Here is an 18,543-nt window from a genome sequence, read left to right on the forward strand (position 1 = left end):
TGGTACTGCAATCCGTGGGAGAGTAGGTCGCCGCCTTTTTTGAGAACCCTTACTATTTAATTAGTAAGGGTTTTTTTTTTGATTACTACTTGAGCCCAAAAGATTCAATTTTACTATCTTAACGCTTCATCTATACATTGTCCATGAGGGTAAATAAGGAACTTGATCTTGCCTGGAATTTTGTTAATAATACCAATAGAAATATCTTCTTAACAGGGAAAGCTGGTACTGGCAAAACTACATTCTTACATAATTTAAAATTACAATCTCAAAAACGAACGGTAATTGTTGCGCCAACAGGTGTTGCAGCAATAAATGCCAAAGGTGTTACTATACACTCTTTTTTTCAGCTTCCTTTTGGTCCAATTTTACCTAATGACGATTTGGGCTCATCTTCTAATTTTAATAGAAGGATTAGTAAAACTAAAATCAACATAATTAAGTCTCTAGATCTATTAATTATAGATGAGATTAGTATGGTAAGAGCGGATATGTTAGATGGTCTAGATAAAACTTTAAGACGTTATAAAAATAGAAGTTTAGTTTTTGGCGGTGTACAATTGTTGATGATTGGTGATTTACAGCAATTATCTCCTGTAATTAAAGAAAGTGAATGGCAATTATTAAAACCTTTTTATAAAAATGCGTTTTTCTTCAGCAGTGAAGCTTTTCAAAACTGTAATCCTTTAACTATAGAACTTAAACATATTTATAGACAAGAAAATCCTTTGTTTATTGATATACTAAACGAAATACGAAATAATAATTTGAGTATATCTTCTGCTAAAGAATTGAACAAAAGGTATCTTCCAAATTTTGAACCTACCAAAGAAGATGGATATATTTCATTGACAACCCATAACAATAAAGCGATACAGTCGAACAAACAAGAACTGGAAAAATTAAAAGGTAAGGAGTATATATATAAAGCAAGAATAGATGGAAATTTTCCTGAACATTCATATCCAAATAAGGAAGAGCTGAAATTAAAGGTTGGAGCACAGGTCATGTTTATAAAGAATGATAGTTCTCCTGAAAAGCGATATTACAATGGTAAGATTGGTAAAGTAATTTTGTTAGAGAAAGACGAAGTTATTGTGAATTGCCCTGATGATGATTTCAATATTGTAACAAAATCAGAAACTTGGGAGAACATAAAATACACAGTAGACTCTGAATCGAAAGCTATTACCGAGGACAAAATAGGTAGTTATTCTCAAATTCCATTACGCTTGGCTTGGGCTATTACTATTCATAAAAGTCAAGGATTAACTTTTGAAAAAGCTATAATCGATGCTCAGGGAGCCTTTGCTCATGGCCAAACCTATGTGGCATTAAGCCGTTGTAAATCTTTGGAGGGATTGGTTTTAAAAAGCAAAATTGAGCCCAATCAGATTATTAGTGATCGAGATGTTATTGACTTCAATAAAAATGCTGAAGCAAACCAACCCAACGAAAGTATTTTACAACAATCTAAACGTGAATATCAGCTTCAGTTAATTTTAGAAGTTTTTGATTTTTATAAGTTTTTATATCCTGCTGGTCGAATTTTAGATATCTATTACAAGAATAGGGGAAGTATAGAAGGTATAGTAGAGCAACCAATAAATACAATAAAAGAAAGCACAACTAATTTGCTAAAGGTCAGTAACGGTTTTAAATCTCAATTACAAACATTGGTGAGTGATAAGGAAATTCCAGAATCTAACGATATTGTTCAAGAACGATTTATAAAGGCCGTAACGTATTTCAAAGAACAGACGAAGTCTAACATAGAGACAGCATTAAACGATTTTAGTTTTACCACTGATAATAAAGCTATTCAAAAAGATATCGAAAAACAATTAGATAATCTTGAAGAATTATTAGAAACAAAACTATCTTATTTTGAAGGTTTGAAAGATGCTTTTAATACGGATCAATTTTTAACTCTGAGAGCAAAATCGGTCTTCTTGGGAAAAGAGAAACCAAAAAAACAGAGAAAGACAATTATTGATGGGACAACTAATGTTGAACTGTTTGAATTACTACGAGAGCTAAGAAATCAAATTGCAAAACGAGAAGATTTAGTACACTTTCAGGTATTTACACAAAAGTCTTTGTATGCTATGTGCGAAATTTTACCTACTACAATACAAGAATTAAAAGCAATTCATGGAATGGGTAAGACTAGAATAGCAAAATATGGAGACGAGATATTAAAAGTGATAATTGATTATTGTGATGAAAATGATATTCAAACTTCTACTGATGTGTCTGTTTTTGAGGATTTAAAACCAAAAAAACGAAAAGGGGACACCAAGAAAATATCTTTAGATTTATTTAAATCAGGAAAATCAATTGATCAAATTGCTTTAGAGCGCGAGCTGAATACCAACACTATATTTGGACACTTAGCCAGTTTTATTTCTTCTGGTGAAGTAAAAGTTCCGGATTTAATGTCTGAATCAAGCTATTCAGAATTAAAGAAAATTATTCCAACTAAAACTTTTGAAAATCTTTCAGATTTAAAGCACCAAATCGATGATAAATTCTCTTATGCTGAAATTCGATTAGTCATCAATGAATTAGCTGAAAACTAAAAAAGCTTCAAAATTTAATTCTGAAGCTTTTACATTTATATTCAATTAAAATTATCCTTTAATTAATCCTCGAGAAATTACAATCTTCTGAATTTCTGAGGTCCCTTCATAAATCTGGGTAATTTTGGCGTCACGCATTAAGCGCTCAACATGATATTCCTTTACAAATCCGTTTCCACCATGAATTTGCACTGCTTCAACGGTGTGTTCCATAGCAACTTTACTTGCGTATAATTTTGCCATTGCACTAGACATATCGTAATTATTACCTTGGTCTTTGTCCCAAGCAGCTTTCATGACTAGCATTCGAGCAGCTTCAATCTCTGTGTACATATCTGCCAATTTAAACGCAATGGCTTGGTGATTACAAATTTCAGTGCCAAATGCCTTTCGTTCTTTAGAATACTTCAATGATAACTCATAAGCACCTGCAGCAATACCCAATGCTTGTGCAGCGATACCAATACGTCCTCCAGAAAGTGTTTTCATGGCAAATCTAAATCCAAAACCATCATCACCAATTCTATTTTCTTTTGGCACTTTGACATCATTAAATTGTAATGTGTGTGTATCACTACCACGAATACCTAATTTATCTTCCTTCGGTCCAATATCAAAACCTTCCATGCCTTTTTCAATAATAAAAGCATTGATGCCGTGCGATCCTTTATGCTTGTCTGTTTGTGCAATTACTAAATACACATCAGAACGTCCACCATTTGTAATCCAATTTTTAGTGCCATTTAGCAAATAGTGGTCACCTTTATCGATAGCAGTAGTTTTTTGAGATGTTGCATCACTACCAGCTTCGGGCTCACTTAAACAGAAGGCTCCAATTTGCTCGCCTGTTGCAAGTTTGGTCAGATATTTTTGCTTTTGTTCTTCACTTCCATAAGCCTCGAGACCATAACAAACCAATGAGTTATTAACGGAGACCATAACTGAAGCAGAAGCATCGATTTTTGATAGTTCCTCCATAATCAATACGTAAGAAATCGCATCCATACCACTTCCTCCATATTTAGGATCTACCATGATACCCATAAACCCTAATTGGCCCATTTTTCTAACCAATTCATCCGGAAAGGTTTGTGAGTTATCACGTTCTATAACACCTGGGAGTAATTCGGTTTGTGCAAAATCACGAGCTGCGTCGCGAATCATTATATGCTCTTCTGTTAAACTAAAGTCCATAAAATCTAATAATTGTTATTGATTCGATAAAAAATTCATGCAAAGATAATTGTTTATTGTGGTATTTTCAATAAGGAATATTATTTTTACTAATATGCTAAAAAGTAAGTACTATGTTATAGGTGTTATGTCCGGAACATCTCTGGACGGAATTGATTTAATTTATGCCAAATTTAACTTTAGCAAAAACTGGAGTTTTAATCTCATTGGTTCGGAAACCATAAATTATGCAGAACATTGGAAAACTACTTTGAGTGGATTGGTGAATCAGTCAGCCGATGAATTATTACATGTTGATATTGAATATTCTAAATATTTGGCAACAGTAATCACTAAATTTATCAAAGAACACAACATAGAGTTTATAGATTTTATCTCGTCCCACGGCCATACTGCTCTGCATCAACCGCAGAAAGGTCTCACATATCAAATCGGAAATCAACAAATTTTAGCTAATGAAATTGGCAAAAAAATCATTTGCGATTTTAGGGTCCAAGATGTGAAATTTGGTGGACAAGGTGCACCGTTAGTGCCAATCGGTGACCGATTACTTTTTAAAAAGTATAAATACTGTCTTAATCTAGGAGGGTTTGCCAATATTTCGTTCGAAAGTAAAAATGAAAGAATAGCCTATGACATCTGTCCGGTAAATATTATTTTAAATCATTACGTCAATAATTTAGCACTAGAATTTGATGATAAAGGGATAATTGCTTCATCAGGAAAAATAAATATAGATTTGCTGAATCAATTGAATCAATTGAGCTTTTACGCTGATGAACCACCAAAATCTTTGGGGTTGGAATGGGTTAAACTTAAAATTCTACCACTTATTGATTCATTTCAACTTGAAATAAAGGATGTATTAAGAACTTTTGTTGAGCACATCGCTGTGCAAATTGCTGCTAATTTAAAGGATAATAACGCTGAAGTTTTAATAACTGGAGGGGGAGTGTACAACGATTTTTTAATTGACCGATTAAAATTTCGTACATCAATAACCATGGTTATTCCTGATAACGAAATTGTTGAATTCAAAGAAGCTTTGATTTTTGGCTTTTTGGGTGTCTTAAAAGAGAGAGGCGAAGTCAACTGTCTTAAAAGTGTTACTGGAGCGGATCGGAATCATTCGTCAGGGAAAATTTTGCTTCCTAGCCCTTAAATTTTATTTTGAATTAACTTTTAAGGCTTTAGAGTTTTTTATATTTGCTGAAACTAACTAATCATTATAAATTGATAAAGGAATTACTTCAAACGTACGAGAACAAGTCACCAGAAATAGTGTTCCATTGGAACGATCCCGAAACAGATGCAGAAGGTTGGACAGTAATTAACTCGCTTAGAGGTGGTGCCGCTGGTGGTGGGACGCGAATGCGAAAAGGACTGGATAAAAATGAAGTTTTATCGCTTGCCAAAACAATGGAGGTAAAGTTCACGGTATCAGGACCTGCGATTGGAGGTGCCAAATCCGGAATCAATTTTGATCCACAAGACCCGCGAAAAAAGGGTGTTTTAGAGCGCTGGTACGCAGCCGTTTCACCCTTGTTAAAAAGCTATTACGGAACTGGTGGAGATTTAAATGTCGACGAAATTCATGAAGTGATTCCCATCACAGAAGAAAGTGGAGTATGGCATCCGCAAGAAGGTGTTTTTGAAGGTCACTTTAAACCAACACAAGCCGATAAAATCAATAGAATTGGACAGTTGAGGCACGGTGTAATCAAAGTGATTGAAAATCCTGAATATTCACCAGATGTTTCAAGAAAATATACTGTCGCTGATATGATTACAGGTTACGGTGTAGCTGTGGCTGCGAAGCATTTTTATGATATTAAGGAAGATTCCATAGAGGAAAAGCGTGTGGTAGTGCAAGGTTTTGGAAACGTTGGTGCTGCAGCAGCATTTTATTTTTCTAAAATGGGTGCAAAAGTCGTTGGAATTATTGATATAGCAGGAGGGCTTATTAGTGAAGAAGGCTTTTCTTTTGAAGAAATTACTCAATTATATCTAAATAAAACGGGTAATACTTTAGTTGCCGATAATCTCATACCATTTGCAGAAATAAATGAAAAAATCTGGTCATTACAAACGGAAGTTTTTGCACCATGTGCGGCTTCAAGATTAATTACTCAAAATCAAATTGACCAAATGATTAGTACAGGACTGGAAGTTATTACTTGCGGAGCCAACGTGCCTTTTGCTGATAAAGAAATATTCTTTGGTTCTATAATGGAACATACAGACCAGAAAGTAAGTTTAATACCGGATTTTATTTCCAATTGCGGAATGGCGAGGGTTTTTGCTTACTTTATGGAACGTAAAGTACAAATGACGGATGAAGCCATTTTCAACGATACTTCAAAAGTAATTAGAAAAGCCATTAAAAAAGTAGACGAAATAAACCCAAATAAAACCGGTATTAGCGAAACAGCTTTTGAAATTGCATTAAGACAACTAATATAATTATAAACTACCCAAAATATGACAACAGTAATAATTCTTGTATTTGTTTTTGGCTATTTGGCCATAACCTTAGAGCATAATATAAAAATAGATAAACTCATTCCCGCACTTGTAATGATGGCCATCAGTTGGGCATTGATATCGTTAGGTATCGATGATTTTCAAGAGTGGTTCGACTCTGCAAGCCATGGTTTGGTAGAAGGTTTTGCAAATTTCGGTCATGAAGCCAAAATGGAATGGATGGAAGAGACACTGCTACATCATCTGGGTAAAACGGCAGAAATATTGGTGTTTTTATTAGGTGCCATGACAATCGTTGAAATAATCGATTATTTTGATGGTTTTTCAACAATTAAATCAGCGGTAAACTTTAATAGTAGAAGAAAATTACTATGGATGTTTGCTTGTTTAGCATTTGTTCTATCTGCCATAATTGACAACCTTACTGCAACAATAGTATTAATTTCCATTCTTCAAAAAATAGTAAAAGACAGGGATATTCGAATTTGGTATGCAGGTTTAATCATTATTGCGGCTAACGCAGGTGGTGCTTGGTCTCCAATTGGTGATGTAACGACTACAATGCTTTGGATCGGTGATAAAGTTTCAACAGGAAAACTGTTCGTTTATTTATTTATACCATCATTGTTGTGTATGATAGTTCCTACCTTAATTGCATCCTATTTAAAACCATTTCGAGGCACTTTAGAGTTACAGGAAGAAGATGATAAACCAAAAAGCAAGTTCAGTTCTACAATGTTGTTTTTGGGATTGGGAGCAATTGTTTTTGTGCCAATTTTTAAAGTAATTACACATTTACCACCATATGTAGGTATGATGTTATCTTTGGGTGTTGTAGCCATATTTGCAGAAATTTATAGTAATTCAAAATTTGCCATTACTCAAGCCGTTTCAGAAGAACATGATGCACACGCTAGCCATAGCCCAGTGCATTCTTCATTGTCAAAAATTGAATTGCCAAGTATCTTGTTTTTCTTGGGAATTTTAATGGCAGTTGCCGCTTTAGAATCTTTAGGAATTCTTTTTAATTTCGCAGGTTCGCTTCAAGAATCTATGCCAATGATGGGCACCGAATTACATGGTGAAGGCGTTTCGGATTTAGTAGTATTGTTATTAGGTGTGGGATCAGCTGTTATTGATAATGTGCCATTAGTTGCAGCCAGTTTAGGAATGTTCTCTGAGCCTATGGATAACGAATTATGGCATTTTATAGCCTATTCTGCAGGTACAGGTGGTAGTATGCTTATTATTGGTTCTGCTGCTGGAGTTGTTGCAATGGGAATGGAAAAAATTGATTTTTTCTGGTATTTGAAAAAGATTTCTTGGTTGGCATTCATTGGCTTCCTCGCAGGTGCGGCTGCCTTCATGGTAACAAGAGGTTTATTTTAAATATACTTAAGCGAAATTCTTAGCGTTATAACACATAGAACTTAAAATTTAAACATTTCAGTATATGATATTACCCAGTAATATTCAGGAGGGAGCAGATATTGCTACTGACGGTGAGTCGGTAGAAAAAACACTCTCTATCATTGAGCTTATCACAAGTGGTGGTACTGCAGGAATGGTAATAATTCTTATTCTTTTTCTTCTCTTAATTGTATCAACATATATTTATTTTGAAAGAATTTTCGCTATAAAAGATGCATCTAAGATCGATTCGAATTTTATGAATCAGATAAAGGATCACGTCAGTAATGGTAAGACTGAATCGGCGCAGATGCTATGTGCTCAAACCAATTCTCCTGTTTCAAGATTGATAGCAAAGGGTATTACAAGAATTGGAAAACCCCTCGAAGATATTAATACTGCCATCGTAACGGCAGGACGTTTAGAAGTTTATAAACTTGAGAAAAATGTAAGTGTTTTAGCTACTATTTCTGGTGTAGCTCCTATGATTGGTTTCTTGGGTACGGTGGTAGGTATGATCCTTTCTATTTTTGAACTTGCAAACGCAGGTGGCACCATTCAGATGGATGTATTGGCTAGCGGACTTTATACAGCAATGACAACAACTGTGGGAGGGCTTGTAGTCGGTATTATCGCCTATGTAGCATATAATCATATAGTTGTAAGAACTAATAAGGTAGTACACCAAATGGAAGCGAATTCAGTAGAATTTTTAGATCACTTAAACGAACCGATCTAATTATGAATATTAGAGGCCGAAATAAAGTAACACCCGAATTCAATTTTGCGTCAATGACGGATATTGTGTTTCTGTTACTCATTTTTTTTATGATTGCATCAACATTGGTCACTACCAATGCTATTGACATTATTCTTCCTACCGCAAGCGGAAAAACGGAGAACAAAAAATCTACATCTGTTAGCATTAAATCTGATTTAACCTATTACATAGATCAGAAAAGAGTTGGCGAAAGCGTTCTTGAAACGCAGTTGATAGCAGCAATGGAATCTCAAGAGCAACCAACAATTGTTCTAAGAGCAGAAAAATCTGTGCCTGTTGAAAATGTAGTGAAGGTTATGGATATAGCTAATAGAAACAAATTCAAGGTCATTTTGGCCGTTAAGCCCAACTAAACGGCAATTTTTTAAAAGCATCTTGTACTTGACAGATTTTAGAAAACGGTAAAGTGAAATATTTAGAGAATAAACACGAACGAAACTCAGCAAGAATCACAGCACTCATAGCTGTGATACTATTATTGCTGTTATTTGTAGTTGGTCCTCAATATTTAGATCCACCAGAAGAATATGGCGTCGCAGTCAATTTTGGCACTACCGATTTTGGAAGTGGAAACAGGCCTCTAAGCGAACCCAAAAAAGCGGTTGAAAATAAAGTAATTGAAAAATCCGAACCGCAAGAATCTCAAGTTGAACCAACACCTTCACCCTCAAAAGCAGAAGAGGTACTCACTCAAGAAAGTGCTGAATCCATAGCTATAAAAAAACAAAAAGAAGCTGAGGCCAAAGCGAAGGCCGAAGCAGAACATATTGAACGTCAACAACGTGAGGAGAAAGAAAGAAAACAGCGCGAAGAGGCCGAAAAAAGAAAAAAACTCGACAATCTCATTGGTGGAGTAAAAAATGCCGATGGCAAAGATGATGGTGGAGAAGGTCCGGACAATACAGAAGGTAATAAAGGACGTCCAGAAGGTGATCCTTATGCACCAAGTTATTTTGGTGGTTCAGGTCCGGGAAAAGGAGGCGTGGGTTATGGTCTAGGAGGCAGAGGGAAACCATCACGTCAGATTTTTAAGCAAGAATGTAACGAATATGGTTTGGTGGTTGTTAAAATTGAAGTTAACCAAGCCGGTAAAGTAGTCAGCGCAGAACCTGGGATAAAAGGTACTACCAATACACATCCATGCTTATTAGAGCCAGCTAAGAAAATTGCGATGTCACACAAATGGCCGGCAGATAGTGATGCGCCAGCGAGACAAATTGGTTTTGTTAGTATCAATTTTGATGTTAGTCAATAAGCTATGAACTACGAGGATACAATCCACTGGATGTTTCAGCAACTTCCAATGTATCAGAATAAGGGAGCTTCGGCTTTTAAAAAAGATCTTACAAATTCCCTAAAATTAGATTCCTATTTAAATCATCCACATAGAAAGTTCAGATCTATTCATGTAGCAGGTACTAATGGTAAAGGATCGACTAGCCACATGCTTGCATCTGTATTGCAGAAAGCAGGTTATAAAGTAGGGCTCTATACTTCACCACACTTAAAAGACTTTAGGGAACGGATTAAGATAAACGGAAAAGAAGTAAGTAAGCATTTCGTAATTGGTTTTATGCAACGACACAAATCCTTCTTTAAAGAAAATAATCTTTCTTTTTTTGAAATGACCGTTGGTATGGCATTCGATTATTTTGCAAAACAAAATGTAGATATCGCTGTAATAGAAGTTGGGCTCGGTGGAAGATTGGATTCCACTAATATAATCACTCCAGAATTATCCGTAATCACCAATATAGGTTTTGACCACATACAATTTTTAGGGGATACACTTGAAAAAATTGCTGCCGAAAAGGCCGGAATCATAAAATATAACGTACCAGTAGTAATAGGTGAAACACTAACTGAAACAGAACAGGTTTTTATCTCAAAGGCCAAAATGAACAATTCCAAGATATACTTCGCTGATCAATTAATTGAAACTATTTATGAAAGTGATTTAAAAGGAGTTTATCAAAAACACAATATGAAAACAGTTGTCCAATCTGTTGAAGTATTGAATAAACTTGGATATCAAATATCAAATTCAAATTTAAAAAGCGGTCTCAGTAATGTAGTTGATAATACGGGTTTAAAAGGAAGGTGGCAAATATTATCTGAACAGCCCAAAATTATTGCAGACACTGCTCATAATAAAGAAGGATTACGTTACACAATGCAACAATTGCAATCTGAAGAATTTAATAAGTTGCATATTATTTTTGGTGTTGTTAAGGATAAAAATTTAGAATCAATTATAGATATTTTACCTAAAGAAGCAACTTATTACTTATGCAAACCTAATGTAGAACGTGGTAAGAACGCTGAGGAATTAAAATCCTTTTTCAAAGCGAATGAATTAAAATGTAAAAGCTATTTCAATGTAAACGAAGCTTTGGAAAACGCAAAAAGCAATGCGTCAAAAAATGATGTAATTTACGTAGGTGGTAGCACTTTTGTAGTCGCGGAAATTATTTAACTTTTTTTGCTAAAAATCTTTTGAGATATTAAAAACTAATCTATATTTGCAATCCAATTTAGAGGGCGCGTAGCTCAGTTGGTTCAGAGCACTTGGTTTACACCCAAGGGGTCAGGGGTTCGAATCCCTTCGCGCCCACATCAATTAAAATTCCGATTTGATTTTTCAAATCGGAATTTTTGTTTCAAAATAGTACTGTGCGAATGCTTAAAATTAATTTTAGACTATATCTAATAATCGTTACTTTTGAAATTGAAAACGGGTCATTAACTCAGTTGGTTTAGAGTGTTACCTTGACAGGGTAGAAGTCACTGGTTCGAATCCAGTATGACCCACAAAACAAAAAAATCCAAACTTATGTTTGGATTTTTTTGTTTTTATAATAATAGATAGAATTATAGTATTTCTAAAATTCGCTCTAATGCCATTCCACGAGAACCTTTAATTAATATGGTTGCGTTTTCTATAGTAAGATTTTTTATTTTAGGTTCTAAATCTTCAAATGTGGAAAATTTATGTGTGGAATTCAGAGTTCTTGTTTTGTCGAAATTCTTTCCTATTAAATTTATATTTTCAGAAAAATTGTCTTCGGCAAAAGTTGCAATCGCTTGATGTTCTTGTTCGGCGTCTTTACCTAATTCAAACATATCTCCCAGGAATAAGTATTTGTTTTTAGCATTGAGTTGCTTGAAATTCTTAAGCGCTGCCAGCATACTCGTGGGATTGGCGTTGTAAGCGTCAAGTATAATCGTATTAGAGCCTCTGGAAATAATCTCAGACCGATTATTATTAGGCTGGTATGTTTCAATTGCTGATTTAACTTGTGCTTTTGGAACTTTAAAATGTTGCCCAATCGCTATAGCAACTGCAATATTGCCAAAGTTATAATCGCCAATAAGCTGACTTTGGATTTCTACATTATCATAAATTACGGTCACAAACGGATCAGCATTTTTAAACGTAACAACACAGTCATTATTTTTATGAGAACCAAAAGTGACTGTTTTGGTATAATTGCCAATTTGCTTTAACTGCAATTTATCAGTTGTATTTATTATTGCCGTCTTTTCATTTTGTTTCAAATAAGTAAATAACTCAGATTTACCCTCAATAACACCTTCAATGCTGCCAAAACCTTCTAGATGTGCTTTGCCAAAATTGGTTATTAGTCCATAATCTGGTTCAGCTATATTCGATAAAAATTCAATTTCTTTTATGTGGTTGGCACCCATCTCTACGATGCCAAAATCCAAATCTTTAGAGAAACTCAATATGGTAAGTGGCACGCCAATATGGTTGTTGAGATTACCTTTGGTCGCTTTTACATTAAAAGTAGTAGCTAAAACGGCATGAATAAGTTCTTTTGTTGTAGTTTTTCCGTTGCTACCTGTGAGTGAAATAATTGGAATGTTAATTTGCTTTCTATGATAATTGGCCAATTCCTGAAGTGTTAGTAACGTGTCATCCACCAATATGCAATTAGCATTTGTTACTGCTTGTTTAGAATCAACCACACAATATTTTGCACCATTTTTAAAAGCTTTGGAAACAAATTTGTTACCATCAAAATTATCGCCCTTTAGAGCAAAATACATACAATCTTTTGTTAGTTGGCGTGTATCTGTACATACTCCCGAACTTTCTCTAAACTTATGATAAAGCTGATTTATATTCATATGTCTAAAATAAAAAAGTCCTGAAAATAAAATCAGGACTTTTTCAATAATATTTAGAACGTATTAATTACGTCTTTTATTTTTATTTTGTGATTTAGAACCTACTCTAGAAACAGCACATCTAAATCCGATATAATCGGTTGCCATGTCCTGAGGGAAATAGCGACGTTGAGCTGGATCTATCCAATACGCTCTATCTCTCCAAGAACCACCTTTGTAAACTCTTACCTCGTCATTAATAAGTGAAGTTCTGGTGGCAGATTTATCGTATTCTCTTACCATTTTACCTCCAGCTGAATCTACTGCGATCCTATGTTTAGGTGAATTGTACATTTTACTGGTTTGGCTCTGATCAGAACCTTCGTCAAAATTATCTCTATAATAGCGTGAAGATCGCTTGTCCCCATCCCTAAAGTTTCGGTTATCACTAGTGCTAAATTGAGTTCTTAGATAGGTTTCATCAGTATCCACAGGAACCGTTGCTATTTCACCTGGTAAATCGCGTGCCACTATTTTTCCGTTACTAAGTGTATCGTAAACAATTTCGTCAACAGTAACTATTTTAACTGTACCATCTTCGTTAATAGCGTTTTTGGTATAAACATTACCTCTGTAATAATTAAAGTCATTAAACTCATCATCTACAATAGGTCTGTAAACATCAGCTACCCATTCTGCAACATTACCAGCCATATCATATAAACCAAAATCGTTTGGTTCGTAAGATTTAACTTCAGCAGTAATATCAGCACCATCGTCAGACCATCCTGCGATTCCGCCATAATCACCTTTACCTTGTTTAAAGTTGGCTAATTGATCACCACGCGTTGCACGTTTCCCTGATCTGGTATATTGACCATCCCAAGGGTATTTTTTACGACCTCTATAAATATTATAACTACGTAATTCACTTAAGCCTAACGCTGCATATTCCCACTCAGCTTCAGTTGGTAGTCTATATTTTACTGGAATAACACCAGTTTCTCTATTGGCATAGATGTTAATTGGATCTCCGTTTGCATCAAGTTGTTGTCTTCGTCTCCCTCCTTGTAATACCTCTTCCTTGCCACCGTAAGTTTGAGATGGTGCGTTGATGTAAGTATCAACATCAAAAGTGCTTTCCGCACTCAAATCGGTATATTGGGCATCCCTTTTGATATAACCTTCTTCTTGTAAAGAGCTTTCCGCTACACGGTTAGATCTCCAGTTGGCATATTCAACAGCTTGTATCCAGCTTACTCCTACTACAGGGTAATTAGCGTAACCAGGATGACGCAAATAATTTTCGGTCATCATTTCGTTATAACCCAAACGATTTCTCCAAACTAATGTATCTGGAAGAGCACCTTTATATATTAAAGCATAATTTGGATCTTCTGGAGGGTATACGCTCTTTAAATAATCTAAGTAAAAAAGATAATTTACATTGGTTACCTCATTTTCATCCATATAAAATGACTGAACGTGCTGCTGATTTGGTGTGTTATTCCAATCGCGCATCGGATCGTCCTGCACTTTACCCATGGTAAAAGTACCTCCTTCTACAAAAGCAGTACCTTGAGGTGTTTCTTGCTCTTTAAAGTCAGTGTTGTACTGAAAGCCGCCTTGTCTGTCGTTTATTCTCCAGCCAGTAGCACTATCTACATTGCCAGATCCCGAAGAACGCTTGCAACTCACAATTGATGCACAAAGCATAATTGCTATTAAAAATTTTAGGTTTGAGACATTTTTCATATCCATACGTTTAAGTAAGCTCGTTAAATTTAGACTCGCAATATAGTAATTAAAGGTAAACGCACAACTTTTTTTTAAGCAAAATTGTAAAAAAATGTGCATTTCATCCTTTTTTTTAAACATCACATCGGATTTTTTGACGTTTATCGGTGTATTTTGCTGTTTTAATAACGAAGCTAAAAATAAATTATTGTTGTATTTTTGAAATAAAAATTACGCTACTATAATAACGGGTTTTTATGCACGTTATTTTACTGTGAAATTTAAAGGTGAGGTGCTTGAATTTATTGAATTTTACAAAGAAACCTGAAAAAGTATAAATGAAATATTACTATACGATTCTTCTCTTCTGTTTCTCATTGCTCATATTTGGGCAAAAGAAACAATACACTATAGAATGGAATGGAACCAAAGTTGTGGAAACCTCACTGAGTAAAATAGAGGTGCCAGTGTTTAATGATGAACATTTCAGTTATACTGATACCAAAGGCATAAAATTTTTTGCTCAATGGGACAGTGAAGGTTTTGTTGATGAAAACTCAGCTTCGTTATCAAATGTAACTTACGAGCAAATCAGTCAGAATGATTTAAAAGGTCTTAATACTGAGCTCATACCTTCAAGCCCAAATTTAAAGTTTTATAATACGAATGCAAGGGGACAGTTGTCCAACTCCTTTGAGTTGTCTCCGATAATAAAAGATGGAAATAGGTTTAGTAAAATCACATCTTTCACCCTCAATTATAAATTTGGAAATAACAGTTCTTTAAATAGAAATTCTAATCGTTTCAATGTAATCACAAATTCTGTGTTGACTTCTGGTGAATGGTATCGATTCTATATTGACAAATCTGGAGTATTCCGACTTACAAAAAGCTTTCTGAATAGTCTTGGTATTAACACAAATTCGGTTGATCCTAGAAACATAAAGATTTATGGCAATGGCGGTAGAATGTTACCATATGCCAATTCGGCTAATTACCCATATGACGTTGTGGAAAATGCCATCAAATTTGTTGGAGAGGAAGATGGCAGTTTTGATAACGGAGATTATATTGTTTTTTATGGTGAAGGTCCAGATGTCTATAGCCAAGAAAGTAATACCAATATTAATTTGTACACGGATAAAACTTACTATTATATTAATGTAAGTTCAGGAAATGGCAAACGAATCGGTACAATGCCAGCTATAGATACTGCTCCCAGTATAAATATTAATACGTTTCAAGATTATCAATTTTATGAAGTAGACGAATTTAATCTCGCCAAATTGGGTCGTAGATGGTTTGGTGATAAATTTGATATTGAAAATAGGAGAACCTATGAGTTTGACTTCCCTAACTTAGTCGCAAGTGTTCCAGTTAAATTCAGTATCGCTGTAGGTGCGGTGTCGGCTACTTCATCCGTAATGAGTATAGATATCAATGGTAATAATGTGTCTAATCTACAATTAAGTGCAATAAATGAAGGTTTTGTCCTTGGGAGTGCAAATGCGTTTAATAACAGTATAGATATTGCTTCAGATAATATTTCTGTTACACTCAATTACGATAATAATGGAAACCCGACTGCAGATGGTTTTTTGGATTATATAAATATTGAAGCTACTAGACAATTGATATATGATGGTGATCAAATAAAATTCTATAATGAGGAGGTCAATAATATGCCAGGCGTTGTTGAATATACATTGTCTAATGCAAGTAGTGTAAAGGAAGTTTGGGATATTACCGACCGTTTTAATGTATCTTCTGTCCTAAATACAGATAGCGTTAGTGAGTTCTCATTTAAAACTCAGGCAGGTGAAGTGAGAACTTATATTGCATTTGGTAGTTCAGATTTGTTCGAGCCACAGATCGATTCTAGATCTATAGTTGCCAACCAGAATCTTAAGGGTACAATTTTCAATAATCCACAAGGGCAATTTCAGGATATTGACTACATCATTGTAACACCTGAAAATCTTTCTTCTCAGGCCGAAAGGCTGGCCCAGATCAATAGAGAACAATATCAGCTTAATGTTAAGGTTGTAACCCTTGAAGAAATATATACAGAATTTAGCACTGGTAGCCAAGATATAGCGGCGATTAGAAACTTCGTAAAATACGTTTATGATAATGCCAGCTCGCCAGAAAATAGACTTAAGTACTTATGTCTCTTTGGTGATGGCTCTTATGATTACAAAAACAGGATTCGTAATAACACCAACATTGTACCATCTTGGTATAGCAACAGCAGTTTTAGTTTGTCTTCATCTTTTGTATCTGATGATTTTTATGGAATGATGGATCCCAATGAAGGTACTTTAGATGGTCAATCTGGTATCGCGGCCAGATTGGACATTGCAGTTGGAAGAATTTTAGCTGAAGATCTGCAACGAGCACGGGAGATGGTAGATAAAATAGCAGCATACTACCAACCTGAGGCTTACGGCAGCTGGAGGAATAATGTCATTGTTATCTCTGACGATGTAGATGTTGTAAATGAAAGACAGTTACAGGAAACAACGGAAGGTCTAGGGACATCTTTAGAAACTGAAAAACCATTTATTAACGTTACTAAAATTCATTCTGATGCTTTTGTTCAGGAATCGTCCTCCGCAGGTGATCGATATCCAAGAGTTAATAAGGCTACCAAAGATGCTATTGAAGTAGGTGCAATTGTAGTTAATTATTTTGGTCATGGCGGTGAAGACGGTCTGGCAAAAGAACGTATATTCGATGTAGATGATGCCAAGGAGATTAATAACATATGCAAATTCAATGTGTTTGTAACCGTAACTTGCGAATACACGAAATTTGATGATCCCAATAGAGATACGGCAGGTGAATTCACGTTTTGGAATAAAAACGGAGGTGCAGTCGGTCTCATTACCACGACGAGACAAATCTTTCTATTCTACGGAGTGGACTTTAATGAAACTTTAGATGATTATTTATTTGCTTTTGGGTCCGACGACTATCCGTCCATTGGAGAAGCCTTAAGACTTGCAAAGTCAGATAATGCTGTTGCTGGTAATAATCAAAAATATTTGGTGTTTTTAATTGGTGACCCAGCAATGAAATTAGCTATTCCAAGACCAAATGTAAGGCTTACAAGAGTTAACGATGTCGCGATTTCTCAACCTATCGACACATTAAAGGCCTTAAGCTATACTAAGTTGGCTGGTGAAGTTGTTGATGGTGGTGGTAATTTACTGTCAAACTATAACGGTACATTAACAGCGACGGTTATGGATAAGGACATTCAACGTCAGACATTAGGAAACGATGGAGTGCAAGATAATAATGGCTTAATTATTTTGGATTTCAATACTTTGGGTGAAATAATTTTTAAAGGTCAAGCAACAATTGAGAATGGTCAGTTCGAATTTGATTTTATAGTGCCAAGAGATATTGGAATCCCTGTAGGGAATGGAAAGGTGAGTTTTTATGCTAAAAATGAAAACTCCACTTCCGACCAGACAGGCGCAAATTTTGATGTGCAAATCGGTGGAATTAATGAAGATGCACCAGAAGATAATATTGGTCCAGTCATCAATTTATTTATGAATGACGAGAACTTTGTGTCTGGAGGAATTACAAATGAATCTCCTACACTATTAGCAAAACTTCAAGACGCAAATGGAATCAATACCGCAAGTGGTATTGGGCATGACATAACCGCCATCATTGATGGTGACGAGACTAATCCAGTGGTACTAAATGATTATTATCAAGCTAATATAGATGATTACACCAACGGAACAGTTTCTTATGCTTTTAGGGATTTAGAGCCAGGCTTGCATACGTTGACGTTAAAAGCTTGGGATGTTTATAATAATTCTTCAATCTCAGAAATCCAATTTACCGTTTTTGATAAAGACGAAGAATTGGTAATTAATAATGTTTTGAATTATCCTAACCCTTTTGTGAGTTATACAGAGTTTTGGTTCAATCATAATAGTGTGGAGCCACTGGATATTTCTGTTCAAATTTTCACTGTTTCTGGTAAATTGGTCAGAACTTTGAATGGTCAAACCACAGGAGGGAGTAAGTCTGTGAGCTCATTGTCTAAAGACATTATATGGGATGGTAGAGACGATTTTGGAGATAAAATTGGAAAAGGTGTCTATGTCTATAAACTAAAAGTGAAATCTAACCGTTTAAATAAGCAAGTTGAAAGAATTGAAAAACTTGTAATACTCTAATAAAAAATTATATTTGTTA

General features: G+C 35.0%; 12 protein-coding genes and 2 tRNA genes. 11 read left to right on the forward strand and 3 right to left on the reverse strand.

The features are described from left to right. Positions 1-143: 143 nt before the first annotated feature. Complete coding sequence (locus HM983_RS10350) at positions 144-2,582, forward strand: helix-turn-helix domain-containing protein (protein WP_179345370.1); 2,439 nt, start codon at positions 144-146, stop codon at positions 2,580-2,582. Between the two features lie 51 nt (positions 2,583-2,633). On the opposite strand, the gene HM983_RS10355 is transcribed toward HM983_RS10350, so the two are convergent. Further along, the gene (locus HM983_RS10355) at positions 2,634-3,776 is read right to left on the reverse strand and encodes an acyl-CoA dehydrogenase (RefSeq protein ID WP_179345371.1); all 1,143 of its coding nucleotides are present in this window, start codon (positions 3,774-3,776) and stop codon (positions 2,634-2,636) included. 94 nt (positions 3,777-3,870) lie between these two features. Between HM983_RS10355 and HM983_RS10360 the strand changes: the two genes are divergently transcribed. From HM983_RS10360 to HM983_RS10400, 9 genes are all read left to right on the forward strand, one after another. Beyond that, a complete protein-coding gene (locus HM983_RS10360; protein WP_179345372.1) occupies positions 3,871-4,938 on the forward strand; it encodes an anhydro-N-acetylmuramic acid kinase in 1,068 nt (355 codons plus the stop codon). Positions 4,939-5,012: 74 nt separating this feature from the next. Next, positions 5,013-6,239: a Glu/Leu/Phe/Val dehydrogenase dimerization domain-containing protein gene (locus HM983_RS10365; RefSeq protein ID WP_179345934.1), complete on the forward strand. Its 1,227-nt coding sequence runs from the start codon at positions 5,013-5,015 to the stop codon at positions 6,237-6,239. An 18-nt stretch (positions 6,240-6,257) separates the two neighbouring features. Then, complete coding sequence (nhaD, locus tag HM983_RS10370) at positions 6,258-7,649, forward strand: sodium:proton antiporter NhaD (RefSeq protein ID WP_179345373.1); 1,392 nt, start codon at positions 6,258-6,260, stop codon at positions 7,647-7,649. 64 nt (positions 7,650-7,713) lie between these two features. Beyond that, positions 7,714-8,409: a MotA/TolQ/ExbB proton channel family protein gene (locus tag HM983_RS10375; RefSeq protein ID WP_179345374.1), complete on the forward strand. Its 696-nt coding sequence runs from the start codon at positions 7,714-7,716 to the stop codon at positions 8,407-8,409. Positions 8,410-8,411: 2 nt separating this feature from the next. Then, the gene (locus HM983_RS10380; RefSeq protein ID WP_179345375.1) at positions 8,412-8,804 is read left to right on the forward strand and encodes an ExbD/TolR family protein; all 393 of its coding nucleotides are present in this window, start codon (positions 8,412-8,414) and stop codon (positions 8,802-8,804) included. Positions 8,805-8,857: 53 nt separating this feature from the next. Then, positions 8,858-9,706, forward strand: a complete 849-nt coding sequence (locus HM983_RS10385) for an energy transducer TonB (protein WP_179345376.1) — start codon at positions 8,858-8,860, stop codon at positions 9,704-9,706. 3 nt (positions 9,707-9,709) lie between these two features. Next, the gene (locus HM983_RS10390) at positions 9,710-10,927 is read left to right on the forward strand and encodes a bifunctional folylpolyglutamate synthase/dihydrofolate synthase (RefSeq protein ID WP_179345377.1); all 1,218 of its coding nucleotides are present in this window, start codon (positions 9,710-9,712) and stop codon (positions 10,925-10,927) included. A 63-nt stretch (positions 10,928-10,990) separates the two neighbouring features. Then, positions 10,991-11,065, forward strand: a tRNA-Val gene (locus tag HM983_RS10395). Between the two features lie 122 nt (positions 11,066-11,187). Beyond that, a tRNA-Val gene (locus HM983_RS10400) sits at positions 11,188-11,262 on the forward strand. 60 nt (positions 11,263-11,322) lie between these two features. On the opposite strand, the gene HM983_RS10405 is transcribed toward HM983_RS10400, so the two are convergent. Both HM983_RS10405 and gldJ read right to left on the reverse strand, forming a co-directional pair. Continuing rightward, a complete protein-coding gene (locus tag HM983_RS10405) occupies positions 11,323-12,603 on the reverse strand; it encodes a UDP-N-acetylmuramoyl-tripeptide--D-alanyl-D-alanine ligase (protein WP_179345378.1) in 1,281 nt (426 codons plus the stop codon). A 63-nt stretch (positions 12,604-12,666) separates the two neighbouring features. After that, complete coding sequence (gene gldJ / locus HM983_RS10410; protein ID WP_179345379.1) at positions 12,667-14,343, reverse strand: gliding motility lipoprotein GldJ; 1,677 nt, start codon at positions 14,341-14,343, stop codon at positions 12,667-12,669. Between the two features lie 314 nt (positions 14,344-14,657). Here gldJ and porU point away from each other — a divergent pair, with 314 nt between their 5' ends. Then, entirely contained in the window at positions 14,658-18,524 is a 3,867-nt protein-coding gene (gene porU, locus HM983_RS10415) for a type IX secretion system sortase PorU (protein WP_179345380.1), read from the forward strand. Positions 18,525-18,543 lie beyond the last annotated feature (19 nt).

It is taken from the genome of Winogradskyella ursingii (assembly GCF_013403975.1).
GTDB classification, from domain to species: Bacteria; Bacteroidota; Bacteroidia; order Flavobacteriales; family Flavobacteriaceae; genus Winogradskyella; species Winogradskyella ursingii.